Annotated in this window: 18 protein-coding genes; 14 read left to right on the top strand and 4 right to left on the bottom strand. The window is 64.9% G+C overall.

Annotated features, from left to right (window positions below; all coding sequences use genetic code 11):
- Nucleotides 1-577: 577 nt before the first annotated feature.
- The 8 genes from OOZ63_RS24090 to OOZ63_RS24055 all read left to right on the top strand — a co-directional run bounded on the left by OOZ63_RS24090 (nucleotide 578) and on the right by OOZ63_RS24055 (nucleotide 11,382).
- Nucleotides 578-1,240: a helix-turn-helix transcriptional regulator gene (locus tag OOZ63_RS24090; RefSeq protein WP_266008189.1), complete on the top strand. Its 663-nt coding sequence runs from the start codon at nucleotides 578-580 to the stop codon at nucleotides 1,238-1,240.
- Between the two features lie 32 nt (nucleotides 1,241-1,272).
- Complete coding sequence (locus tag OOZ63_RS24085; protein ID WP_266008188.1) at nucleotides 1,273-3,861, top strand: beta strand repeat-containing protein; 2,589 nt, start codon at nucleotides 1,273-1,275, stop codon at nucleotides 3,859-3,861.
- A 156-nt stretch (nucleotides 3,862-4,017) separates the two neighbouring features.
- Complete coding sequence (locus OOZ63_RS24080) at nucleotides 4,018-4,650, top strand: RNA polymerase sigma factor (RefSeq protein ID WP_266008187.1); 633 nt, start codon at nucleotides 4,018-4,020, stop codon at nucleotides 4,648-4,650.
- The gene (locus OOZ63_RS24075; RefSeq protein ID WP_266008186.1) at nucleotides 4,647-5,264 is read left to right on the top strand and encodes a hypothetical protein; all 618 of its coding nucleotides are present in this window, start codon (nucleotides 4,647-4,649) and stop codon (nucleotides 5,262-5,264) included. Before OOZ63_RS24080 ends, OOZ63_RS24075 begins: the two co-directional genes overlap by 4 nt.
- Nucleotides 5,261-8,581: a CHAT domain-containing tetratricopeptide repeat protein gene (locus OOZ63_RS24070; protein ID WP_266008184.1), complete on the top strand. Its 3,321-nt coding sequence runs from the start codon at nucleotides 5,261-5,263 to the stop codon at nucleotides 8,579-8,581. Before OOZ63_RS24075 ends, OOZ63_RS24070 begins: the two co-directional genes overlap by 4 nt.
- A gap of 664 nt (nucleotides 8,582-9,245) precedes the next feature.
- Nucleotides 9,246-10,205, top strand: a complete 960-nt coding sequence (locus tag OOZ63_RS24065) for an alkaline phosphatase D family protein (protein WP_266008183.1) — start codon at nucleotides 9,246-9,248, stop codon at nucleotides 10,203-10,205.
- A gap of 505 nt (nucleotides 10,206-10,710) precedes the next feature.
- Nucleotides 10,711-10,920: a hypothetical protein gene (locus tag OOZ63_RS24060; protein ID WP_266008235.1), complete on the top strand. Its 210-nt coding sequence runs from the start codon at nucleotides 10,711-10,713 to the stop codon at nucleotides 10,918-10,920.
- A 111-nt stretch (nucleotides 10,921-11,031) separates the two neighbouring features.
- Entirely contained in the window at nucleotides 11,032-11,382 is a 351-nt protein-coding gene (locus OOZ63_RS24055; protein WP_266008182.1) for an RNA recognition motif domain-containing protein, read from the top strand.
- A gap of 211 nt (nucleotides 11,383-11,593) precedes the next feature.
- Here the strand turns inward: OOZ63_RS24055 and OOZ63_RS24050 are convergent, their stop codons facing one another.
- The 3 genes from OOZ63_RS24050 to OOZ63_RS24040 all read right to left on the bottom strand — a co-directional run bounded on the left by OOZ63_RS24050 (nucleotide 11,594) and on the right by OOZ63_RS24040 (nucleotide 13,849).
- Nucleotides 11,594-11,749 carry a hypothetical protein gene (locus tag OOZ63_RS24050; RefSeq protein ID WP_266008181.1) on the bottom strand — a complete coding sequence of 52 codons (156 nt, stop codon included), beginning with the start codon at nucleotides 11,747-11,749 and terminating at the stop codon, nucleotides 11,594-11,596.
- 98 nt (nucleotides 11,750-11,847) lie between these two features.
- Complete coding sequence (locus tag OOZ63_RS24045; RefSeq protein WP_266008180.1) at nucleotides 11,848-12,783, bottom strand: TolB family protein; 936 nt, start codon at nucleotides 12,781-12,783, stop codon at nucleotides 11,848-11,850.
- A gap of 277 nt (nucleotides 12,784-13,060) precedes the next feature.
- Complete coding sequence (locus OOZ63_RS24040) at nucleotides 13,061-13,849, bottom strand: hypothetical protein (RefSeq protein ID WP_266008179.1); 789 nt, start codon at nucleotides 13,847-13,849, stop codon at nucleotides 13,061-13,063.
- A 382-nt stretch (nucleotides 13,850-14,231) separates the two neighbouring features.
- Here OOZ63_RS24040 and OOZ63_RS24035 point away from each other — a divergent pair, with 382 nt between their 5' ends.
- The 6 genes from OOZ63_RS24035 (at nucleotide 14,232) to OOZ63_RS24010 (ending at nucleotide 22,734) form a co-directional block, all read left to right on the top strand.
- A complete protein-coding gene (locus OOZ63_RS24035) occupies nucleotides 14,232-15,056 on the top strand; it encodes an RNA polymerase sigma factor (RefSeq protein ID WP_266008178.1) in 825 nt (274 codons plus the stop codon).
- A gap of 1 nt (nucleotide 15,057) precedes the next feature.
- Entirely contained in the window at nucleotides 15,058-16,146 is a 1,089-nt protein-coding gene (locus tag OOZ63_RS24030) for a FecR family protein (RefSeq protein WP_266008177.1), read from the top strand.
- Between the two features lie 233 nt (nucleotides 16,147-16,379).
- The gene (locus OOZ63_RS24025) at nucleotides 16,380-19,226 is read left to right on the top strand and encodes a TonB-dependent receptor (RefSeq protein ID WP_266008176.1); all 2,847 of its coding nucleotides are present in this window, start codon (nucleotides 16,380-16,382) and stop codon (nucleotides 19,224-19,226) included.
- Between the two features lie 92 nt (nucleotides 19,227-19,318).
- Nucleotides 19,319-21,733 carry an alpha/beta hydrolase family protein gene (locus tag OOZ63_RS24020; RefSeq protein ID WP_266008175.1) on the top strand — a complete coding sequence of 805 codons (2,415 nt, stop codon included), beginning with the start codon at nucleotides 19,319-19,321 and terminating at the stop codon, nucleotides 21,731-21,733.
- A 228-nt stretch (nucleotides 21,734-21,961) separates the two neighbouring features.
- Nucleotides 21,962-22,348, top strand: coding sequence for a type IV toxin-antitoxin system AbiEi family antitoxin domain-containing protein (locus OOZ63_RS24015; RefSeq protein WP_266008234.1), 387 nt, complete (start codon nucleotides 21,962-21,964; stop codon nucleotides 22,346-22,348).
- 98 nt (nucleotides 22,349-22,446) lie between these two features.
- Complete coding sequence (locus OOZ63_RS24010) at nucleotides 22,447-22,734, top strand: nucleotidyl transferase AbiEii/AbiGii toxin family protein (RefSeq protein WP_266008174.1); 288 nt, start codon at nucleotides 22,447-22,449, stop codon at nucleotides 22,732-22,734.
- 31 nt (nucleotides 22,735-22,765) lie between these two features.
- Here OOZ63_RS24010 and OOZ63_RS24005 read toward each other — a convergent pair whose 3' ends face one another.
- Entirely contained in the window at nucleotides 22,766-24,628 is a 1,863-nt protein-coding gene (locus tag OOZ63_RS24005) for an ABC transporter transmembrane domain-containing protein (protein ID WP_266008173.1), read from the bottom strand.

The following is a 24,628-nucleotide window of genomic DNA, read 5'->3' as shown; positions in this document are numbered from 1 at the left end:
GCTTCGTTGGAGGGTTGCCATTGCAGGGGAGCTGGCAACATGTCGTGAAAGCCTATCGGCGGCTGCACTTGACGTCGTTGCCCATATGGGCAAGTTTGGACTGCGGCTGCGTTCTACCCCTTCGAATGGGGGGCATGCCGGCCGCTGCCGCCGTCACCGTACCCAGTGGAGGTGCGGCTACCTGGGCAACACGCCTGAGAGTTGGCACTGCGTTCGCTCGCATGGGACCTTGATGGTTTTATCGAGGGCGGGTGCGTGAGGCCTGACGTTCTTCGCGCGGCTTCGTCTGCTCTTGACGCGCCAGCCTTGCCTGTCGCGAAGCGCTACAGGATCCATTCCGCCCTGCCACCCCACAACCTCGAATCACCCTCCCGGGTGACCCCCTCTTGCCGGCCTCACCGTTTCCCTCAGCTGCACTGCCGTGGGGCCGGCCTGTTGGAGCTTTTACTGGCCACAGCGGCCTTGGCGGCCTCGCCGGCCTGACAAATCGGCGCCGCCTTCGTCTTCACTGTGACAAACGCAGGCAACTCACTCCATCGGAGTGGCGTTCGCCCCGCGTTGCAGGGGGAGGAGCATCATGATCGAAGCGAACATACCCGAGAGGCCGGGCATTCTTCTTGACACACAGCTCACGGTGGTTCAAGTAAGCCCTGCCGCGCTCAGTCTGCTGGGTAGGAACGTCCAGGTGCTGGCGATTCGTCAACGCCGCTTGCACGCGCCCGGCGATGGACCGGGTCTGAAGCAAAGTCTTGATCTGGCCGCTCGGGGACAACGCTCGGCCTTGCAACTGCCAAGGCCCGGACAGCTCGCCCTCACCCTGCGTGCCGAGCGGCTTCCTGCGAACTTCGGTTCGTGGATTCTTGTCAGTCTGCGTGACCCTGAGCTCGAATTGCCCGACCCCACGCTGCTGCAAAGCCTCTTTGGGCTCACGCCCACCGAGGCGCAGGTCGCCGCCGGACTGGCGAAGGGGCTGGACAGCGCAGCACTGGCCATGGCCATGGGTGTGCAAGCCAACACCATCCAGTCGCACATCAAACGCTTGCTGGCAAAGAGCGGGACGCGTCGGCAGTCGCAGCTTGTATCGCTGATCTTGCGCAGCGTAGCGATGCCTCCGCACCCCTCGCTTGAAGGGGCCTGCAGCGTTCAGGTGCCAGGTCTTGCCCAAACGGGCAACGACACGGGTGCTCCCGCCGAGCACAGTCCCCCGATACCTGAGCCCGCCGCCGGCGAGTGCCTGTGATTTCGCTGTCATCTCCTGAAATGGACCCAATCATGAAAAGCACCAACCGCTCTCAAACTGGCTCGGAACGTAAGCGGCGCGACGCCCGCGCTGCACTTCGCCTGGGCAGCATTGCATTGGCACTGATGGCCTTGCAGACGCCAGCCACGGCGCTGGACTATCTGTGGAAGGGGGCCAACGGAAACTGGGAGGATGCAAATCAGTGGACCTTGCTGGGCGTGCCAGGTCCCGGCGACACGGCGGCGCTGACGGGCGGAAGCACGGCCTTGTCTTCCGTGCGCAGTGTGGGACGCCTGGTGCTCAACGGTGGCCAGCTGTACGGCGGGATGCTGACTGCCGAAAGTCTGGATTTTTTCAGTGGCAATATGGGTGGCTCCAGCAGCATCTACCCAGCCGGACAAACCACCGTGACCGGCAGCACTGTCTTCGACGGTGCGCGCAGCCAAGCTGTCAACCTCAACCACACGCTGACACTGCAGGGCAATAGCACATGGACGGCTGGCGAGGGGGGGATCGTCGGCGCTGTTTTCAGCGGCGCCATCATCAGCAATGCCACGTTCATGGATCTGGGTACGGCCTCCAGCGCGGCCAATGCCTACAAGACCCTGGGCGGTGCTGCTGGCACCTTCATCAATAACGCCAGCTATGTCCGCAACGGCCTGGGCACTACGCGGGCCTACGGCTTTGACAATGCTGGCACCATGCACATCCAAGGCGGTACGTTCGAGTTCCGAGAGCGCGGCTCCTCGGCCGGGCTGATCAATGTGGCTGCAGGCGCCGAGTTGGCCTACCGATTTGGCAACTCGACCCTCAGCGGGCAGGTCGACAACCAGGGTTGGATGATCGTCGAACGCGCCAAGGTAGACGTCGCCAGCAGCGCGGTGCTGAACGGCAATGTGCAGATCTTCGATGGCACGCTGGACAATGCCAGCACCAATACCTTGAACAGACTGGTGATGTCCGGAGGGCAACTCACCGGCACGGGGCACCTGACCGTTGCCAGCCTCGACTTCCGAAAGGGTGACCTGGGCGGTATTGCAGGTTCCTACCAAACTGGACAGACCACCGTCACCGGAAACACCGTCTTCGACGGTGCGAGCAGCCAAGGTGTCAGCCTCAACCACACACTGACACTGCAGGGCAACAGCACCTGGACGGCTGGCGAGGGGGGGATTGCTGGCTCCGTGTTCATCGGCAGCATCATCAACAATGCCACGTTCATGGATCTCGGGACGGCCTCCAGCGCGGCCAATGCCTACAAGACCCTGGGCGGTTCTGCTGGCAGTTTCATCAACAACACCAGCTATGTCCGCACCGGCCTGGGCACCACGCGGGCCTACGGCTTTGACAATGCTGGCACCCTGCACATCCAAGGCGGTACGTTCGAGTTCCGAGAGCGCGGCGCCTCGGCCGGGCTGATCAATGTGGCTGCAGGCGCCGAGTTGGCGTACCGATTCGGCAACTCGACCCTCAGCGGGCAGGTCGACAACCAAGGTTGGATGACCGTTGAACGCGCCAAGGTAGACGTCGCCAGCAGCGCTGTGCTGAACGGCAATGTGCAGATCTTCGATGGCACGCTGGACAATGCCAGCACCAATACCTTGAATCGACTGGTGATGTCCGGAGGGCAACTCACCGGCACGGGGCACCTGACTGTTGCCAGCCTCGACTTCCGAAAAGGTGACCTGGGCGGTATTGCAGGTTCCTACCAAACTGGACAGACCACCGTCACCGGAAACACCGTCTTCGACGGTGCGAGCAGCCAAGGTGTCAGTCTCAACCACACGCTGACACTGCAGGGCAACAGCACCTGGACGCCCGGCGAAGGGGGCATCGCGGGCTCTGTCTTCAACGGCGCTGTGATCAACAACGCCCAGTTTACGGATCTCGGTACGGCATCAAGCGCTGCCAATGCCTACAAGACCCTGCGCGGTTACGTGGGCACCTTCGTCAACAATGGCAGCTATGTCCGCACCGGCCTGGGCACCACGCGGGCCTACGGCTTCGAAAACCACGGGCTGCTGAGCATCAAGTCGGGTACCTTCGGCACCTACGACAGCTTCAGCAATACAGGCACTGTGGAGATCTCCGAAGCGGCGGTGCTGCAGTCCGATTTTGAGAACGCGGGCCTGATCACAGGTGTGGGAACCGTCGATGCCGGCCGCAACAACTATGCGCTTGTCAACCGCGGCACCTTGGATCCGGGCCTGGGCAATGTCCTTGGCACACTGACCATCGACGGCGACCTGGTGTTCAGGGACAGCGCGGTGCTGCGAATCGACCTCGCCAGTGCCGGCGCGTCAGACATGCTGGTCGTCACCGATGATGCCTCGTGGAACGGTGAGCTGTCTGTATGGGCCAGCGCGGGCACTACGCTGCAACTCGGCGACGTCTACACCATCGCCACGTTCAACCAACGCTTGTCCAACTCCACCTTTGACAGCATCAGTTGGCACGGCCTGGCCGCCGACCAGTTCGCGGTCGAATACAACGCAGACAGCATCACGCTGCGGGTGACCGCGGTGCCGGAGCCTGCCACCTACGCCTTGTGGGCATTGGGGCTGGCTCTGGTCGGTGTCCGCAAGTTGCGGGCTCGTCGCGGCTTGGACCGTATCTGCTGAATCAAGATCTGAAGAGAGAGGCGACCCGGCCGGCTGGCTTCACTGGCCGGCCGGGTTTAATCCCGCCAAAGGGCATCGACGCCATTTTCTGTGCCGAGCCTCGCCAGTCAGCCTGTATTGCCCGTAGGATTGTCCGAACCTGGCTTCGTCTGCCCCATGCCACTATCCGCCCACGCCTTCACCCAAGCCTGCCGCGAAGGCGGTCAGCAAATTGAGACCTGGCTGCGCGTAGTCGATCGCGAGCATGGCGCGCGCTTTTACCGCGAGGCCGCTGCCGCGCTGCGCAGCTGGCAGGCGGCGGAGGATGTGGTGCAGGAGGCGATGGTGAAGGTCTGGCAGCGCTGCGCGACCTTTCGCGGACCTGGTGAGCCGCTTGCATGGATCCACCAGATCGTTCGCCACACCTTGCTGGATGCGCTGCGCCGCGGCAAGTCGCAGGCGCCCCATGAGGAACCGCTGCACGATGACGCGGGGCAACTCACTGTGCAGGTGCAAGAGGCGGTGCAGGATCTGTCGGCGGTGCAGGGGAGCACTCCAGAGAGCGCTTTGTCCGAACGCCAGGTCGAGCTCGTGTTCCGCCGCTGCTTCGAACGGTTCGCGGCCGACTATCCCGAGCATGGGACCGTGTTGCGATGGGTGGTCGAGGATGGACTGGACAATGCTGCCATCGAAGCCTTGCTGGAACGCAGCCCCGGCGCAACGCGAGAGTTCATCTCACAGTGCCGTAAAAAGGCTCGACCCTATTTCGCGGACTGGTATGGTTTGGTCAGCCCAGGGGGCGTGCCATGAGCACGAACGATGCGAACGACGATCAGCAGTGGCTGGATCTGTTGGCAGGTCGCTCTGTACCCGAGGCCGACGCTCGCACGCGCAAGGAAGCAGCGTGGCTGCGCGCGGCGCTGCTGAGCTACCGGGTCACCGCGCCACCGGGGGCGCCGGCGGCGGCCGACGATCGAGTGGGCCGCTTGCTGGCCCGTGCGCGTGAAGCCGGTGTGCTGGCTGCCGCCGCGCAGGAACCGCCGGCTTCCCGCAAGGCAGCCAATCAATGGCGCTACGCCTTGGCCGCCAGCGTTGTTGCGTTTGGCGCCGTGCTGATTTTGCTGCCCGCCCGGCAAGGCATCGACGAGGCTGGACCGGCCGACGGCATTTGGCGCGGAGCGACGGTGCAGCGCATCGAAGCGCGGGACGCAACGCTACGCCGCCAGCAACTGCTGCATGAGTTGCGGGGGGCCGGCTTCGACGCCCAGCCCTTCGAACGCCTGGGGCGCATCGGTATCGACCTGGCGCTGCCCGTGCCGCTGCCTGCGACCCAGGCTGCGACGTTGACGCGCCTTGGTCTCGAACCGCCTGAAGGCCCCAGCCTGCAGATAGAAATCACCACGCCGCCTCCAGCCCGCCAATGAGCACCTCGATATGGAAGAAGACAAGAAAAAACGTGTTGCTGCTTACCGGCGTGCTGACGGCAGTGGCCGCCAGTGCCGCACTGGCTGACGAAGCAGCGATTCTTGAGAAGGCCTGCGCGGCCGTGCCGCCTATCCAGCAGGGCACATGGGTCGATCTCGACGTGCTGAATCAGCGCATCATCGACGCACAGACGGCGCAGTCCGGCACTGGGATCGGGGAGGCCTGTCTGGGCTGGCGGCAGGTGATGCGCGACCACCCGGATGACGTGTTGCTGCGCGCCGACTGGCAAGCCAAGATTGCGTCGGCATTGGTCTGGTCGGGCCGGTCGGCAGACGCGGAGCCGCTACTGACCGCCGCGTATGGACGCTACGTCGCCGCAGGCCCTGTACACAGTGGCAAGAGCGGCATGATTGCGGGCATGCTGGTGGTGATTTGGTTGCAGCGCAGCCAACTGGAAACGGCGCTGCAGTGGTCCCAGCGTGCAATTGATTCCGCCAGCAGCCCGGCGTCGGGCCTCAGTACGGGCGACCGCCTGCGCCTGCGCCTGAACCATGGGGCTCTGCTGTCCAGCGCACGTCGGTTCGACGAGGCAAACACCCTGCTGCTGGGGCTGCTCGACGAATCACTGTCCGATCCCGACACCCTGGCTGCTCATGCGGCAGGTGCGCTGAACTCGCTGGCCAATCTGGCTCGCCGCCAGTCGCGCCTGGAGCAAGCCCTTGGTTACACAGAGCGAGAGATCTCGCTGCGTCAGGAGCGTTTGACCAACGACCCCGTGAACATCGCCATAGCGCTGCAGAACCGGGGCCTGCTGCTGATGAGCCTGGCGCGCTTCGACGCGGCCGAGCTTGCGCTACAAGCCGCCTTGCAACAGGCCAGGCAGGCGCAAGCCTCTGGCGCCGTCGACATGATGGGTCACCAGGCTTCGGTTCGAGAAACGCTGTCGGGTCTGCTTCTCGCGCGGGGCCGTCCGGCCGAAGCCCTGCAACTGGCTCAGGATGCGGTTGCCAGCGTGGCCGGCCGACCCGAGTCCAAGACCGCGCGGGGCGCCCGGCCGCTGCGTCGACTGGCTGAGGCTCAAATGGCGCTCGGTGACCTGGGCCAGGGCATTGCCAGCTACCGGCGCGCGCTGGCGCTGCTGGCCACGACGGTGGGAGCTCCGGAGGCCGATACCGCTTATGCGCTGCGCCTGGGCTATGCACTGGCCATGATCGAGCTGGGCGAACTGGGCGAGGCCGCCGCCAACTTGCAGCTCGTGATGGCCGATGCAAGGCCGCGCAGCCCCGAGGAGCAAGCGCGCACGCAGGTGCTGCAAGCCACGCTGGCCCAGCGCCGGGGCGATGGCGCGACTGCAGCCCTCGCCTGGCTGGCCGCCGACCAAGCACTCGCCGGCGCGCTGCCGCCCGAACACCCCAGCCGCCGCCTCATCCAAGCCCAGGCCTGCGAGTTGGCGGCCGCCGCCTGCCCAGCCGAAGATGCGGCCGCCGCAGCTGCAGGCCAACCGGACATTGACGCGCTGATGCAGATGTCGCTGGCGCGCCGCGCCCGCGTCGCAGGCGATGGCATTGGCGCAGACGCTGCAGCGCGCCGATCCGTATCGGCGGCACTGGCCTCGGGTCAACCGCGCCTGCAATGGCAGGCGCTGGCCTTGTGGGCTGACATCAAGGCCGATGCCGGTCAACGCGAGCAAGCGATCTTCCTGGGCAAGCTGGCACTGGGCCAACTGCAGCAGCAGCGCCAGCGGCTGCTACCCATGGGCACAGTTGCCGACGCGCGCTACCTGGCCGACAAGGCGCCGCTGTACCGCCGCGTGGCCGACTGGCTGCTGCAAGCGCAGCGCCTGCCGGAAGCCTTGGAGGTGATGCGCTTGCTCAAGGCACACGAGCAAGCTGATTTCAACGAGCGCGGGTTCAGCGAAGCCTTCACGGGCGACGGCGTGAGCCTCAATCCGGCGGAACAGGCCGCATGGCAGCGTTTCGAAGCAACCCTACAAAGTGACAACAAGGCTCGTGCGGCCGAGTTGCGCGCTTTGAGTGATCGGGCAGCGGCCCAGCGCATCACCGCCGAGGAGGCCGCACGCTTGGCACAGCTGCGTCGCGACGACGCTTTGCAGCAGGGCTCCCGCTTGGCCGGATTGAACGAACTGCTGATCGGCTTGCAAGCCCCGGCGCGCAAGCTCGGTCGCGGCAGCACCGTGCAACGGCCGCCAGCCGGACAACTCTACGTCTACACACTGGCCGGCGAGCAACGTCTGAGCCTGCTACTCGTCGGCGCTACCGGCACGCAGCTGCATCAGCTCGATCTGCCGGCCTCAGAACTGGCGCAACAGGTTGCTGCGCTGAGGGATGCGCTTGCCGACACGGGCCCTGTCAGGCTATTGAGCGAAGCCCTGTACGGTCGGCTCGGACACTTGATCGCCCAGTCGGCCCATCGCAACCAGGCTGAGCAGATCGTCGTTTGGTTGGACGGGCCGCTGCGCTACTTGCCGCTGGGCGTGATGCACGACGGCAAGCAGCATTTGGCGACACGTTACCGCTGGGTCGTGGCCGGAGGGCAGGCCCAGACATCGGCCGTACCTCGCCACAGCGGCACATCGCAGATCGCCGCCTTCGGGGTGACCCAGGCCTTGCAAGGCTTGCCTGCACTGCCGGCCGTGGCGGATGAGCTTTGTGACATTGTGGATGGTCCGGTGCTCGGGCTTGATGCGGGCAACATCAGCCGCTGCGGCAAAGACGCCCGCGGAAATGGCCCGGTGCCCGGTCAAGGCCGGCTCAATTCGCTGTTTACTGAGGACGCATTGACCCGTGCGGGCGCCATGTCCGGCTCGGGCAATCTGCTGCATATCGGCACCCATTTTGTGCTGCGCCCCGGCAGCATCGCCAAGTCATGGCTGCTGCTCGGCGATGGCACGCGGCTGCCGCTGGAGCGCATGCGCGGCATGAGGTGGGGGACGCCGCAACTGGTGACCTTGTCGGCCTGCGAGACAGCCGTTGCCGATGTGAGCGGCGCTGACGGTCGCGAGGTCGATGGCTTGGCTGCGGCTTTGCTGGACAACGGCGCTGCGCAGGTCTTGGCCAGCCTGTGGCGAGTCGACGACCGCGCAACGGCGCGCTTCATGCAACGCTTCTACGCCGCGTATGCCGCCCGTGCGAGCCAAGATGGCAATGCCGCAGCCACCGCGCTGCGGCAGGCCCAGCGGCAGGCGATGGCGGATGGCGCACCAGCCCGTGACTGGGCGGCCTTCGTGCTTCTGGCCAAAGTGGGAGAGGGCAGCCGCACACCAGGGACTGCGCCCCTGACGGCGAGACCACGCTGACGCAGGGCGTGAAGGCAAGTGGCGCTTGCCCGTCCGTACCCGGTCCGGGCAATGCATCACCGCCAAACTGCCAGGGCTGGGCGCTGGGCGCTGGGGTCAAGGTCGTTGAGCAGGTGCATGCCTGCGCGTTGTGCGACCCACTGATGCTGCTTGACTGACGCCAGACCGACGATGTGCTGGCCAAGCTCACCGTGCCGGTCGGGCGGCTCCATCCGTAGCTTCTGATGGGGAGCGGGGACGGGGAGTCAGGTGCCGTCTTGACGACCAGGGCGAGGGCCTGGTGTGCATATGCTGCCGCCGGCCAGAACAAGCAAACGCACGTCAGCGCAGACGCCGCCGCTCATGCAAGCCTCGTCGTCCTGATGGCGGGAGCCTGGATTTCCGATAGCCGCAGTCTGCTTGTGCGGGCGGCTCGCGTCATTGCCCGAACAGGCAGGCCATACGGCTGCGTGGGCTGCTCCCCCGCAAGCTGCGCCTTGGGTACGGTTGCGAGCCATCGTTGGAAGGACCAGTCTGGTTCATGTTGATGATGCTTCCCAGCCGGGTTTGCGCAGAACATCCGCTGGCCTTGCGCTGGGCTGCCATGCTTGGCCTTGGCGATCGCCCCCGGCTGGAAGGCGATGCGTTTTAGCTGCTGCGCAGCGTCAACTGGATACCGGCCACCATGAAAATAGCGTTTACCTCGTGTTTCAGCGCCACCGTCTTCGCGCAGCAGCCGATTTGGCGTCAGATATTGGCGCACAAGCCGGATGCGCTGGTGTTGACGGGCGACTCGATCTACATCGATGAACTCACGCACCCCACCCATCCAAAGGCCATGGCGGACTTCGAGTTCTTGCGATTGGTGGCGGCGAAATACCGCCAACAACTGGCGCAGGCTGATTTCGCCGCCCTGATTGCCGCGGTACCGACGTATGCGATCTGGGACGACCATGACTTTCTGTGGAATGAGTGCTACGAGGAGAAGGCCATTCAGAAGAAGGTCTATGCAGGACACATCCGCGCATCACGGGCGCTCTTCAATGCCTACTGTGCGCATCTGGAGGGCAGGCAGCAGTTTCCGGCCGATGACAGCGACGCCCGGCTGTGGGATGCCGATGAGCCCGCCCCCGGATACCGGCGAGTGGTCTTGGACGTGCCCGGCGGTGCTGCTGTTCACCTGCATCTGACAGACGGCCGAAGCTGGCGCGTGAACCGTACCTTGCTGGGCGCCAAGCAGCGCACCGATATTGGGCTGGCGATGGAGGCTGCACCCGCTCACACCCTGCACCTGGTGGCCAGCGGCTCCGTGATCGAGGCCCACAAGGGTGATCAATGGGGCAGCTTCGAGGACCTGGCATGGCTGCGCGAGCTTGCAAAAGAGCACTGCATTGCCTGCCTGTCAGGTGATATTCACGCCAACGACTTTCACCGCATCCCGACGGACAACGGGCGCATGGTTTACGACTTCACGGCGTCGGGTGCGGCCATCCGCCGCGCCATCTGGATCGGGACCGAGTGCCAGAACTTTGGCTTGCTGGACATCGACGCCACGGCACTGCGCGGCCAGTGGTTTCGCTTCGGGAAGCCCGCAGCATTGACGCCGGTCACCATCGATCGCAGCAGCTGGCAACTGCAGTCCTAGCGCCTGCATCGCCTCGGGCGAAACACCGCAGTGAACCCGGCGACAGGTCCCCAAGCACAGCAGACGCTGCAGATTCGCAGCACCCAGGTGCGACGGTCCCGAACTGACGGACGAAGATCGCCGCCTTTCGGGCCAGCAGCACGGCCAAGCAGCCCTGCGTCAGCAAAACGCTGCTCGGCGACATGGGCTCGCGCGCGCCGGGCGGCGGCGTCCTCTCGCCGGGCTTGCGCAGCGGAACTCTTGCGAGCGCCGTCGGGAAACCCCACTGCAATGGCTGCTTCAATACCTGGGGGAATATAAATTCCGTTCAATAGGCTTGAAACGGTATAATAGGGCACGTGCAACCTGCCTTCTTCGATTGGCGATCAACGCCGACCGGAAGCTGATTGTGACCCGTGCATTTTTGTCTGGTGCGGCAGCCGCGGCACCGAGTTCAAGAATGCTCCCGTCAGGCGATTCAAGCCTGCAATTTTGATTGAAGAACATTTCAAACAACGCCATTCCCATGGGCAAGTACGTCGTCTCGCCCGCGACACACCCGACCGACTGTGGCCGCTTTCGCGCCTCTTTTTCGGTTCGCCGTGCTCAGGACAACGGTGCTCACCGCCGTGTGTTCCGCTTCGAAACAACCTTCGCCTCGCACGACGCGGCTCGGTTGTTCGCTGTCACTCAGGGCTGGCTGCAGGCAAGCATGCCGCACCCCCCTGTCTGCTGACGATTTGGTCCCGCCAGATCCTGTCCAAACGTCCGACTCCCTGCGTATTCCCCATTCGCAGATTCGAGATTCGCATCCTGACGGTGCGCCAGTACTAAGAAAGGCTCGTCCATGAGCAGCAAAATCTACGTGGGTAACCTGCCCTACTCTGTGACCGATTCCAGCCTGAAGAGCAACTTTGCCGAGTTCGGTAGCGTCTCCTCTGCCAAAGTCATGATGGACCGCGAAACCGGCACGTCCAAGGGCTTTGGGTTTGTGGAAATGGCTTCTGCCGAAGCTGCCCAGGCGGCTATCGCAGCCCTGCACGGCATGTCCGTGGATGGACGCTCGATCGTCGTGAGTCTGGCCCGCCCCCGCGAAGCAAACACGGATTCGAACGGCTACGGCGCAGGTGGGTACACCGCAGCCAAGCGTTCGGATATCGGCTACGGCACGGGCGGCTACGGTGGTGGTCGCTACTGAGGCAGCGGCTCCCCGCCAATGACCGGCTCTCCTGAGTCGGTTTCTTTTAGCCCCGGTCAGGCTGCTTGAGCCGCTGGCGAGGGCGGCCTGACCTGCTTGCGCACAGCCCATGCCGCTGCCGGTCTATTGCAGCTGCTTGCTCAAAGGCAAGTCCTCGCAGGCGCGCCCAGCATTGCGTGTGACGCCTGCCGCGCAGGGCCCAGCCGCTCATTCACGACAAGGCACGACAAGGCTCGAGCCACCCGATTTCGGCGTCTTCGATATCGCGATCAGCGACCACGGTCAGGGCGACGATGCGGGCGCGGGGTGCGTCGCCGCGGTGTGCCATGGGGCTTGCCTTCACGTCGTGTTTCAGCGCCATCTGCATCGGCTTTGCCTCCTCGCACGCATCGTGTTGCCGCGTTGCGGCCAAGCGGGTGATGTGCTTTGTCCAGAGACAAGGGGAAGGCGGCGGCACTTTGCCGCTCAGGACGCGGCGCGCTTGATCCAGCTTGGGTTGCGGTCCGCCCCGGGATTGGCGATGCGGGTGATCGGGCCAGAGCCGCTTGCGTCCCGCCAGTGGATGTCGTACTCGCCGCCCACACGGCCCACGAAGGCAATGCGCTGGCCGTCTGGCGACCAAGCAGGTGCATAGGCGTTGTCGTCGAATTCAAAGAACGCAGGCGAGCCACCCGTGGCGGGCAGGAAACCGATGCGGTAGCGGTCACCGCTGCGCCGTTGGAAGGCGATCAGTTTGCCGTCGGGCGACCACGTGGGGAACACGTCGGCGTAGGCCCCAGCAGTGGTCAGTTGGCGCACCTGGCTGCCGTCGGCATGCATGACCCAGAGCTTGAAGTCACTGCCATCGCGGTTTGACGCGAAGGCGATCTGGCTGCCATCGGGCGACCATGCCGGCGTCACGTCAAGGCTGACAGCACCCGAAGCGCTCGGCGTCAGATTGCGCACGTCCTCCATCCGCTCGCCATTGAGCGTGGCGACAAAAACGTCGGAGCCCTGGGGTTCGTCCCGCTGGGAGACAAAGGCGACACGACGTCCATCGGGCGAGAAAACCGCCTCGCGCTCATACACGTCGGCCCTGCTGGACAGTACAGTGGCTGCGCGCGAGAAGTCTGCGAGCAACATCAGAGTCGGCACCTGCAGCGGATCGGTGCTGAACGAGGTGTAGACCAGCGCGCGACCATCGGCTCGCGCATGCGGCCGCACTGCGTTGATGGCATTGGGCACGGATGCGACCGCCGACCCGTCAAGAGCGGCCCTCTTCAAGCTGCGGCTGCCATCGCTTGCCTCGTTGTCGAACACGAGATCGAAGTCGACCTTTGTCGGCGGCGGCACAGCGCCGCCATCACCGCCTCCGCCGCAGGCAAGCAAGCACGCGGCAACAGGGCCGGCCATCCAGGACATACGCATAGCGTGCGTTCCTACAGTGATTCAATGGAGGGCGCGAGGTTAGCAAAGAGGGTCGGCGTTGATCCCTGGTTTGCGACAGACACGGATAAATGAGGTGCGAACGCCAGTTTCTGTCGGCTGCACCACCAGGTGGCTCAACCCTTGCGATCCAGATCTGCGCAAGTGGCGCTTGCTTGCGCGGCATCGCTCGATGCCCGAAGCTCGGCGACACAGGAGATGCCCGTCGGGGTCGCTCTATTGGTCTCTTGGGCGCCGGGTTGAGCTGCTGCGGCTAAGTCAACTCCAACAGCCCGTAAGCGGCGGCCCGGGCTGCGGATTCCCTTCTGTCTGCGCAGTGCAGCCGGGTGTTGATGCGCTGAAAACGCGAGTTGACACAGCCGACGCTCATGCCGGTCTGCTGCGCGATCTGCTTGGTGTTGAGGCCTTGCCATTGCATGGCGAGCAGGTCCACGTCCTCGTCCTTGAGCTTTGCGGCTTCGAGCAGGCGCTGCTGGAGGTAGCAGGTCAGCCAGTCGTGCAGTTCGGCCGCCAGTGAGCGGGCGAGCGTGCGAACGATCCGGGCGTCGGGGCCTTCGAAGTCGTCCGCTTCCTCGCTGCCGATACAAAGCATCTCGATGCGCTCGGGGTTGGGCCCGGCCGACGTCGGCACGATGAAGCAGGAGCGAAAGCCGTACTGGTGGGCCAGGTTGATCGCCTTCTCGTCTTCCCACGCCAGCACTCTGACTTGGCGCTGGGTGCCGGGTGACGTGTGTGTGCGGGCGAATCGGAACCAGGGGTGCGAGAGAATCTGCCCGAGTCCCTCTTGTGCATCGGCGTAGTGCCAGTCGCAGGCGAAGAGGCACAGGTAGGAGGAGGGCTCATGGTTGCCCTCGGGAATGGTGGCGGTGTAGACGCTCGCGCTCGCGCCGATGGCCGATGTGGCTTTAACAAGTCTGACCAGGAGTTCGGAGGGGTCCGTCGCTGTGGGGATCTGTAAGATCGCTTGCAGGGCCTGGGCTGGGTAGTCCGGCGTACTCGCTCGCTCCCGCAGCGTCATGCGACTCGTGGTTGTCGAAGGCATGGGCGAACTCCTTGCTGAGCTGGGCGAAGCGCACGGGATCCTCGAAGCGAAGCGGATCGCTGGCTAAGAACGCGTCGAACTGTTCGCGCGTGACGAGCAAGGCCCAGCACTGGGCATGGGCGTTGCCACGGAGGCGGCGCGTGCGGCTTGCCGCGACCCCCAGGCCCACGGCGACCAGCTGCAGCTTGTGGGGGGCTGCGTGATCTCGCAGTCCCGGCCGTGTGGCTGCTGTACCTTCTCCAGCAGTTGACGCAGTGCTGTTGGCGCGTCTTTGCGTCATGATGTGCTCCCTGGAATTCATGAAATCTCTGACGCAGTGCGATGGCTGCGTTTTGCGCGCACGCAATGGTGGAGATGTCCGCGCGTGAATTCAAGAGTCGATGTGGCGTTGAAATTCATCGTTCGGCACTTTGTCGGTGACCTTGTTGCTGCGCTCGGCGCGGCATTCGTCTGCAGCGATGGCGAGGCTGTCCCCAGGGAAACGTCGCCTGACGTCGAGGCCGGGGCCTGGATCCGGAACTGCGCCAGGTCGCCCGGGGCGCCCGGATTGACGGGGCGCGACGGGCGGCGAAGGTGGTCGTATTCGTTCGGCTTTCAGGGGGGGGCTTCCTTTTGCCGGCGTCCCCGGGGGTTTCTCGCAAGGGATTACCGTCCTAAGATTGCGCAGATCAGCGCCGGAGGCCTTGGCGCTGGGATGGGGGGCGCCATGGCAACGGTCAAGGATTTGCGAGCCGTGTTCTCACGAGTGAAGTCCGCTCTGATGCATCGGGGTTTCACCAGCGATGATGCCGATGATCTGGCTCAGGAGGCCTACCTCAAGCTCATCTGCTACGAGCTTGATCACACGGTGGCCAAGCCCGATGCATTTCTGATGCGCACCGCCCTGAACCTGGGAATCGATGCCTACCGCATGCAGCGAACTCGTGGCGAGCCGGTGCTGCTGGAGGACATGACGCTCGATGATCTGCTGCAGGCCGATTCCGCGCCCACGACGGAGGCCACCGTGCTGGCCAAAGAGCGCCTGGCGCGACTTGCCGAGAGTCTGGTCGATGTCAGCGAGCTGACCCGCAGGATCTACTTGGCGCACCGCATGGAAGGCTTGCGCTATCAGGAGATCGCACGGCGCTTCGGCATGAGCGTCAGTGCAGTCGAAAAGCATGTCGCCAAAGCGACGATCGCGGTGATGCAGGGGATGGAGGGGTGGTGACATGGCTGGCGACGGCATGAACGGCCGGGACGGGCTGCCGGGCCGGGACAGCGGCCCAACCCCGGTCGTGACGCGCAAGATCGCCGCCGAGGCGGCGACCTGGATCGCTCGCCTTCATGGTCCCGGCCGGTCGCCAGAGATGGAGCGGGCGCTGCGCGAGTGGCTGTCGCGTTCTGCGGCTCACCGCCACGCCTTCGAGAAGTGCACCGATGTCTGGCAAGAGGTGGCGGGCGTCAGTGCTGCCGACGTCTACGCCGGCGCAGCAGCCCGGTCGTTGAATGCGGCCCTCGCGGGCGAGCGCTGGTGGGCGCGCATGCGCTGGCCGCTGCTGGGCCTGCTCGCCCTTGTGATTGCTGTCGCGGCGTTCGCGGCCCATCGCTGGTGGGCTGTGGAGGTCTATGCCACCAAGGTCGGCGAACAACAGCTGGTTTTGCTGGAGGACGGCTCGCGCCTGTCGCTCAATACCGACACCCAGGTCCGTGTGGAGCTCAATGCTGAGCGCAGATCCGTGCGCGTCGAGGGCGGCGAAGTTGTCTTTGAAGTCGCCAAGGATGCTTATCGACCTTTCGTGGTGCGAGCGGCTGACAGCGAGGTACTGGCCATTGGCACCATCTTTGCGGTTCGACTGCCTGGCCGCAGCACGGATCGCCGCGATGAGCCGCTGACCGTGACCCTGATAGAAGGGCAGATTGGCGTGCGCCCGGTCTCCGGTGACGCCGGCCAGCGGGACGCTTCGAAGGCGCGGCTGATGAAGCCCGGTGAGCGCCTGGTGCTGGCGACGCGTCGGAGCCAGCCCAGCGCCCAGACGGTGCCAGCGATTGAGCATCTGCAGCGACCTCAGCTCGAACAGTTGCTTGCATGGAAACGCGGCGAAGTCGTGTTCGACAATATCTCGTTGCCGCAGGCGGTGAGCGAGATGAACCGCTACACGCGCACACCGATGGTGTTGATCGGCGATGCGTCCACGCTTCGCGTGAGCGGTCTGTACCAGACCAGTGACAGCCCTGGCTTCGCCCGCGCTGTGGCTGCGCTGCATGGACTGGAGCTTCGCGAGCGTGCGGGACGTCTGGAGCTGGCAATCTCGCAGTAGGACTAGCCCTGACGGAAACTGTTCGGTGCCCTCGTCATCTTGTTATCCCCTACAACAAGACAGAGGCAAGAATGTTTCGCAAGATTCTCCTTGGCGCGGTAGCGCGTCGCAGTCACTTTCGGGATAGCACGGTCATCGCCTTGGTCCTGAGTTGCGGCCTGGCCTGTGCCGCCGATGCCGTCAAGGCAGCGCGTCATCGCATCGACCAACCGTCGCAGCCTTTGGCAGAGTCCTTGCGCGCCATTGCCCGGCAAACCGGTGTCTCGGTGATCTTTGATCCCGACAAGGTCGGCGCGCGAAGTGCTCGCGCGGTATCGGGACAGCTGACCGCGGAGGAGGCCGTGTCGCAGGCCTTGGAGGGTTCCGACCTCGTGCTGACCGTCATGCCGGACGGTCCGATCGTGATACGGGCAGGCAGGGGCCAGCCTGCCTCTGCGCCCCGGCCACCTTCCGTCAGGCCGGTACGCGGCGTGGATTCGGGTGCAGCGCCTGTTGCCGTGCTCGCTCAGGCGTCCACCCCCGGGGGCGGTGCGGTGGTCGGCGAAGAGGCGCAAGTGCCCGTATCCCTCACCCGGGTGGAGGTCACCGGATCCCGGCTCAAGCGCATCCAGGCGGATGGTCCGACCCCGGTGAATGTCTATACCCGGGCCGACATCGAGCGCAGTGGTCAACCGACGCTCGACCGCTTTCTGAGCGGTCTCAACGAGGTCTCGATGAACCCGGGGGAGGGCGGTTCGAGTCAGACGAATGGGCAGGGCTCGGTGCAGTTGCGCGGCTTGCCGCTCGGATCGACGCTGGTACTGGTGAACGGCCGCAGAGTGCAGGCGGCGGGCGCGTCGCAGGCCAATTTCTTCAATCTCAGCCTGATCCCGATGGCGGCCGTGGAGCGCGTTGAGATCGTGCCGGTCGGATCCTCTGCCGTCTATGGCGGTGATGCGCTGGCCGGCGTGGTCAACATCATTCTGAAGAAGAAGATCGATGGCTTTGTGTTGGATGCCCGACTGGGTTCTGCCACAGGGGTGGGTGATGGCAGCATGTCGCTGGGGACGGGCGGCTCTGATGAGGCGGGCTCCTTCTTGGTGCTGGGTTCTTATCGCAAGGCCACGCCGCTGCTGATGTCCGAACGCGGCTACTTTTTGGACGCGGACTACCGACGCTTTGGGGGCGTTGATGCCCGTTCGCGGAATTGCACGCCGGGCACCGTGAGCAGCGCCACGGCTGCGAACTTGCCTGGGTTGAACGCCAGCTTCGCCGGCATCCCCTCGGCTCCAGGCGGGCAGCCGCTGACCGTTGCGAACTTCGCAACCACTGCAGGTCAGGCGAATCTGTGCAATTCGATGGCCAATGGCAATGGCAGCGCCTTGGTGCATGGCTACGAGACCTATGGCCTGCATGCTGGTTTTGAGCGCCGTCTCGGGCCAATTTGGTCGGTGTTTGGCGAACTGACCCTGGCACGGGAAGAACTTCATGCCGAGCAGACCGGCATCTTGCTCAGCAACGTGCTGGTGCCGGCCACCAACGCCTACAACCCCTTCGGTGTCGCAGTACGCGTCAGCGGACGGCTCGGGCTGGACAACGGCGCGGAGACCTTGCATCGCGAGACCGACTTCAAACGTCTGCTGCTCGGCGTGCGCGGCGAGGTGGTGTCGGGATGGGAGCTTGAGGCGAATGTCTCGACGACGCGGGATGACGGTGTCAACACCCTGTCAAACACCACCGCGAATGTGGCGGCGCGCACAGCGGCGCTCGCGTCGTCAAATCCCGCAACCGCACTCAATCCCTTTACCACCGGCCGCGCGGCCAGCGAGGAGGTGCTGCGCGCCATCTGGACGGACTCGAACCGGGACGGGCACGGTCGCAAGGACCAGGCCAGTGTGTTGGTCCGGGGCTCGGCGCTGACCTTGCCCGCCGGTAGCGTCGATGTCATCGTCGGCGCAGAAACGGCGCGCGACCGCTTTCTGTCCGCCATCCGGGGCGGCACTAGCGTGGGAGGTCGCCGTACGAACAGCGCGGTCTATGGCGAGGCGCGGGTGCCGCTGTGGCGAACGAGCGCCGACGCCGGCCCTGCCAGGGATCTGGCCGCACTCACGGTCGCTGCGCGACGCGACAGCTACAGCGACTTCGGAAGTGCCAACACCTATCAAGCAGGTCTGGAGTTCCGTCCCACGCGCACCAGCCTGCTGCGCGCTTCCACGGCCACATCCTTCAAGCCGCCGACGCTGTTGCAGACCCATGTCAACGACGTGTCGCTGACCTCCGAGGCGTATTCACTCAGAGACCCTCGGCGAGGCAATGCGCCGGTCCTTGGCGGCGAGGTCTTGCGCACGACGAATGCAGACCTGACTCCAGAGAAGGGCAAGGCCACGTCGCTTGGCCTGGTGTGGGAGCCCGAGTCCGCCGCGGGCACCCGGCTGGGTCTGACCGCCTGGCAGGTGAAGATCAATGGCCTGATCGCGCTGCTGTGGCCGCAGACGGCGGTGGACAACGAGGCACTATTCCCCGGCTTTGTCATTCGTGGGCCGGCGGTCGGGGGCGAGCCAGGTCCGATCACGCGCGTGCTCTACGCCGAGGTGAACTACGGCAAGGTGGACACCGCCGGGCTTGATATGGAGATATCGCATGCCTGGAAGACGGCGGGCGCGAAGTGGACAGCATCGGCCAGCGCCACCCGCAGCACCAAGTACGACGTCGCACTGGCGCCCGGGTCGGCGGTGGCGGAGCGCCTGAGTCTGCGTGCGGTCGACTATTGGGCGCCCAAGTGGAAAGGCCGGCTCCAGGCCGGTGTCGAGCAAGGCGCCTGGAGTCTGGGCATGACCAGCCGCTATCTGGGGTCTTACAAGGACGTTGCGCCGAGCGGGCATGCACTGGGCAACTACTGGGTGCACGATCTGGCAGCCTCGCTCGACCTCAAACGCTTCGGTCTCGGCCTGCCCAGCGTCAATGACGCGCGCGTGTCCCTGGCGATCGCCAATGTCGCCGACCGGCAGCCCGAGTACGTGAGCACCTTGCCTTACTACGACGTCACCCAGGCTGACTGGCGCGGGCGCTACATCACGCTGCGCCTGTCGCTGAGCTGGTAGCGCGCACGCGCTGACCTTGGCGATCGCTCCGATCGCCGGCTTTTTCTCCCTCCCTCAACTTCTTTACTCCGGCCACGCGCCGAGATTGCGCCATGCTGCCTCAATTTTCCTTAGACATATCTCTTGCGCCCCGGATCGGGCTCGCTTCTCTGGTGGTGCTCTGGTCTGCACTTGTGCTGGTGTTCGCTGCAGGACTCGGCGCTCCCGCGATGGCAGGCGTCGGCCCGTCGGTCAAGGAGGTGATTGAGTTCACCCGGATCATCCAGCCGGTCAAGCTCGACGACGATACTCTGCAGACGCAGATCTCACCGGATGGCGAGCAGCTGTTCATCGTCACGCGCAAGGCGGATGTGGCGAGCGACAGAAACCGCTTCGAGATCCTGCTGATGGACGTGAGCCCTGCGCGGCTTGCGTCCTTGGAGGCGATGCCTGCAGCACCGTCGCCGATTCGCCTGCTGACGGTGGAGGCTGCACACGACCGTGCCGACGCAACCCCTTCCTTGCGCGATGCCCGCTGGGTGGGTAATCGGACCATCGTGTTCCGCGCGCGCATGAATGACGAGCCGTATCAGGTCTACCGGGTCGATGTGCAGACCCGACGGGTGACCCAGCTGACCTATGCGCCGCTGGGCGTCGTGGCCTTCGATGTGCCGGATGATCTGCGCCGCGTGGTCTACCTGACGCACGTGCCCAATCCGGCCATTGCGCCGGGCGCCCGCAGCGTCGTCGCCGGCGCGAAGTCATTCTGGAGCGTTCATGGGCAGCCGGATGATTTCGACTCGCAAATCAGGCGCTACCAGTTCTACCTGGCGGAAGCAGGCTCCCGCACACCGGCGCGAGCACTCGGCGCCGCGTTCTTGGAAAGCAGCTATGGGACACCGAGGGCCAGCATTTCGCCCGATGGCCGTTGGTTGCTGCTGCCGACGTACCGGCCGGATCGCCAGCTTGCTTGGGCCCGGCAGTACCCGCTGGTGGCCGACGCCTTCAAAGAGGCCAGCCCGTCCTTGGTACAGGATCCCCTGGGCTATTACTCCCGCCCGACGGGCTATGTCTCGCGGCAGATGATGGTCTACCGGCTCACGGACGGACACGAACGCGCGGTGATCGACGCGCCGGACGACTCGCGTGGGGGCAATCAGCAGCGCACCGACCGGCTGTGGATGGACGGCGGCCGGTCGGTGGTCATCGCAGGGACCTATCTGCCCCTTCGGGAGGGGGGCGGTAGCGATCAAGCGGCGGCTTCGCACATCATCGAGTACTGGCCGGAGACCGGCGATTGGAAGCCCATCGCCGTGCTCAAGCAGCGCCTGGAGACCGCGCACGCCGTGGCGGGCGCCAAGGGTGAGTTCATTGCGATTGACGGCGAGAACCGACGTGTGTTCAGGCGTGACGCCCAGCTCGGCTGGCAGGAAGTCATCGGCGGTGAGTCGGATGTGGGCCAGCGCGTCGACGCGCCCAAGTCCTGGCGCCCGCTTGTGCGGCAAGCCTTGAACCTGCCCCCTGACATCGTCGCGAAGGGACCGGCCGGCCAGGAGGTGCGTCTGACGGCCCTGAACCCACAGTTCTCAGCGCAGTGGGGCACGATGAAGGCTTACAGCTGGACCGACGCGAAGGGCAGGCGCTGGGACGGTGGCCTGATGGTGCCAGCCGATTTCAAGCCCCGCCGCAAGTATCCGCTGGTGATCCAGAGCTATGGATTCTCGCCGACCCGGTTCTATCGTGACGGATCGAACATCTACGACGGCTTCACCAGCGGTTTTGCCGGCCGCGCGTTCCTGCGAGAGGGCCTGCTGGTGCTGGCGCTCCCGTGGCGGGCCTCCAGCGGCTTGCCCAAGGATGAGCACGAGTCCATCAAGGCCTTCGGGGATGGCGTGCGCGCGGCCATCGAAGCGCTGGTCGCCGAGGGCCTCGTGGACCGGGAGCGGGTCGGCATTCTGGGTTGGAGCGCCACCGGCGTGCGGGTGCTCAATCTGGTGACCTTCACCGATGTTCCGATCCGCGCGGCGACGATGATGGACGGCGACTCCAATACGCTGTACTCGATGACGATCACCTATGCAATGTCCGATGGGATCCAGGCGATCAAGGAACGCGCAAATCAGGGCGGGCCGTTTGGCGAATCCAAGGAGCGCTGGTTCCGCAACGATCCCTCCTTGCACACCGACTGCATCCGGGCCGCGCTGCGGATCGAGTCCTACGGCGCCGAAGTGAAGAACAACTGGGACATCTACGCGCTGCTGCGGCGTCAGTACCGACCCGTTGAGCTGATCAAGTTCCCGGAAGGCGCCCACGCCTTGGCGCGGCCCAGCGAACGGATGATCTCGCTGCAGGGCAACGTCGACTGGTACCGCTTCTGGTTGAAGGGGGAGCGGCGCTCCGAACTGCTCATCCCCGCAGAGACGGCCGAGAGCTTGAAGGAACAGTACGCGCGCTGGGACCAGATGGTGACGTTGAAGCAGGCGACCGATGCTGTGCCGAAGTGCGCTCGAGTCGCGGTTCCAGACTAGGGCCCTGTCGCGAGGCCCCTCCTTGGCAACGACTTGGTTGCAGGGACGGGGCCTCGGTGCCAAGCAAGTAGCGAGGCTCCCCAGAAGGAGGGGCTGAGACGGTTGGGTCAGGTCACTTGCCTGCTTCCCGGCGACGAACGCAATCGCGAGGCCAGCCTGGTTCGCTTGGCCGAGTGGGTCCCGGGACTGCATGTGGCGGGCAAATGTGGCGGGCAAGACGGCACGGGTATGGCGAGGGGTGAGGCACGACATCGCTTTCAAGGAGTGGCTGAACCTCTTGGGAGACATGCCCGGGACCTGGCCGCCTGGTTCACAGCGGTATTCCCGGCTCAAGAGCAGGCCACACACCTCTTCGATGCAAGCCTGCCTGCAGTCACCGGGCTTGCACCTTTGCCCCCTGGACGCGCCGATGTCCTGGTGTCCCCACCGGAACGGGCATTGCTTGAGCTGCTGAGTGATGTTGGCAAAGGACAGGAGCTTGCGGAGGCCAGGCACCTGGTCGAGGGGGCGCGGTCCCTGTGCCTGCCTGTTGCTGAAGAACTGCTGGCCCATCTGCTGCGAATCAAGGTGGGTCGCCTAGTGCATCTCATGGCCGAGGAGCTGAAGCTTGCCTAGGCACACATGGCCTGCAGGCACAGTGAAAGAATGGGCTCAAGTGGCAGATGGGTATCGGCCACAAAGACCGGCGAGCGCCTCAATCTGAAGCGACCCGGATGAACGAAGCTTCCATGTGCAGGGTCCAGCTCTTGCCGGAGGTCGCGTCCGCAGTCTTCGAGGCCCCGGCATTCGTTGTGAAGGGCGGCACTGCGCTCAAGCTCTTCGCTCAGGACATGCCGCGCCTGTCGGTGGACCTCGACGTCGTCTTCGTCCGCCATGAGTTGGCACGCGACGAAGTGATGAAGTCCATCGGTGACGAGCGAGCTGCCGTGCAGGGGCGCATTCGGAATCAGGAAGGCACTTTGTTGCGGCATGCCAGCTCGTCTTGGAGGGGGCCGCAATAGCACCGCAGCAGGCCGCACGATGGGCACCGGCTCAGGGTGTGATGCTTTGGGCTGCTTGATGCTCCCGCCACATGGCGGCATAGACGCCGCCATGCCCGAGCAGGTGTGTGTGGCTGCCTCGCTCGACGATCTTTCCGTCCGCCAGGACGGCGATCTCGTCCGCATGCTGGATCGCTGAGAGCCGATGGGCAATCGTGAGCGTGGTGCGTCCGCTTGAGATCTGCTTGATGTTCTGCAAGATGGCCCGTTCTGTCGGGCCGTCGAGCATCGAGGTGGCCTCGTCGAAGACGTACACGAGTGGATTCTTCAAAATCGCACGTGCGATGGCAATTCGCTGGCGTTCACCTCCCGATAGTTTGAGCCCTCGCTCGCCGATGGCCGTGTCGTAGCCGCCGGGGAGGGCGGCAATGAAGCTGTGCAGGCCGGCCAGCCGCGCGGCCTCTTCAATGTCGGAGGGCGACGCGCTGTCCCGGCCGAGGCCGATGTTTGCCGAGATGGTGTCGTTGAAGAGTACGAGGTCCTGCGGTACCACGGCAATCATTGATCGGAGCCTGGTGACCGCAAGGGTGTCGATCAGAATGCCGTTGATGGCGATGCTGCCGGCGTCGGGTTCTAGAAGGCGCAGCAGTAGTCGCACCAGGGAAGATTTGCCGCAGCCGCTGGCGCCGACGATGGCCATGGCTCTGCCCGCCGGCACCTCCAGATTCAAGCCGTCCAACACGGGTGGCCCCGCGTCGAACGCCAGCTGAACGCCTCGGAAGCTCACGGCTGCGGCCTGGTACTTGGTGTCGGTGTCGGTGTCGGTGTCGGTCGCGTCACTCTCGACCGGGCCTGCGCCGGTGTGGATGTTTGCGGGCAGCCTCTGTTTGGCTTCATCGACCGGCGCTTGAAGTATCTCGATCAGCGGGCGGACGAAGGCGAGACCTTGAGACACGTCGCGTACCGCGCTGCTCAGCATCTCCATCGGTCGAATGATCTGCAGCATGTAGAGGTTTGCCAGGACAAAGCCGCCAACGGTGAGCGCCCCTTGCGATACCGCGTGGATGGAGATCGCCAGGGACGCGGCCACGCTCAGCGTGAAGATCAGCGTCACCGTGAGGCCGATTGCCAGGCGGGTGCGCTGCAGCTGCCGCCAGCATGATTCGATGCTGCGGGAGAGCTGGGCGAAGCGATCGAGGGTTCGAGGCTCCGCACCGAAGCACTTGATGGGCTCATAGTTGGTCAGGCTGTCGGCCAGATGCGAGTGCGCGTCGATGGTCGCCCGGGAAACGGCACGCGCATCGGCGCGCAGCCTGCCCATGCGCGGGCTGATCGCGACCGAGAGCGCCAGCGCTGTCATTGCGAAGCTTGCCGTCAATGCTGGCAGACCCAGGGAGATCAGCACGAGTCCGACGGTCACACCTTCGACCAGCACCGGAACCAGACCATTGACGAGGCTGAACAGGATGATCTGATAGCCGGACACCGCCTGCAGCAGGCTGTGATTGAGCGCGCCGGCGCGCCGGGCCAGATGAAAGCTCAATGGCAAATCAAGCAGGTGCTTGAAGTAGCGCAGGCGCAGCCTCGCATAAAGACCTTGCTCCACCGTGCCAATCAGCAGGGGTCGAGTCTCGGTGATGAGGCGGCTGATGCCCAGACAGCCCAGGTAGGCGATACCGAAGCCCGCGATGGACGGGTAGGGTTCAAGCGCGCTGCCGGCGCTGCTGGCCGCATCGATCATCTGCTTGAGTGCGACGGGCGCCAGTCCGGCAAGCGCGCCGCCCGCCAGAGCCAGCGCATTGGCGGCCGCGATGCGCCGGACCATGCTTTGATCCAGGCCTTCGAACAGCAGCCTGACGGCCGCGCGGAACTCGCCGAGCGACGGGGTCTCGATCTGGGCCGGCGGCGGTGCCAC

The organism is Paucibacter sp. PLA-PC-4 (assembly GCF_026241155.1).
Taxonomy (GTDB): Bacteria; Pseudomonadota; Gammaproteobacteria; order Burkholderiales; family Burkholderiaceae_C; genus Roseateles_E.
Note: the sequence above shows the minus strand (reverse complement) of the source record. Positions and strands in the feature narration are given on the sequence as shown.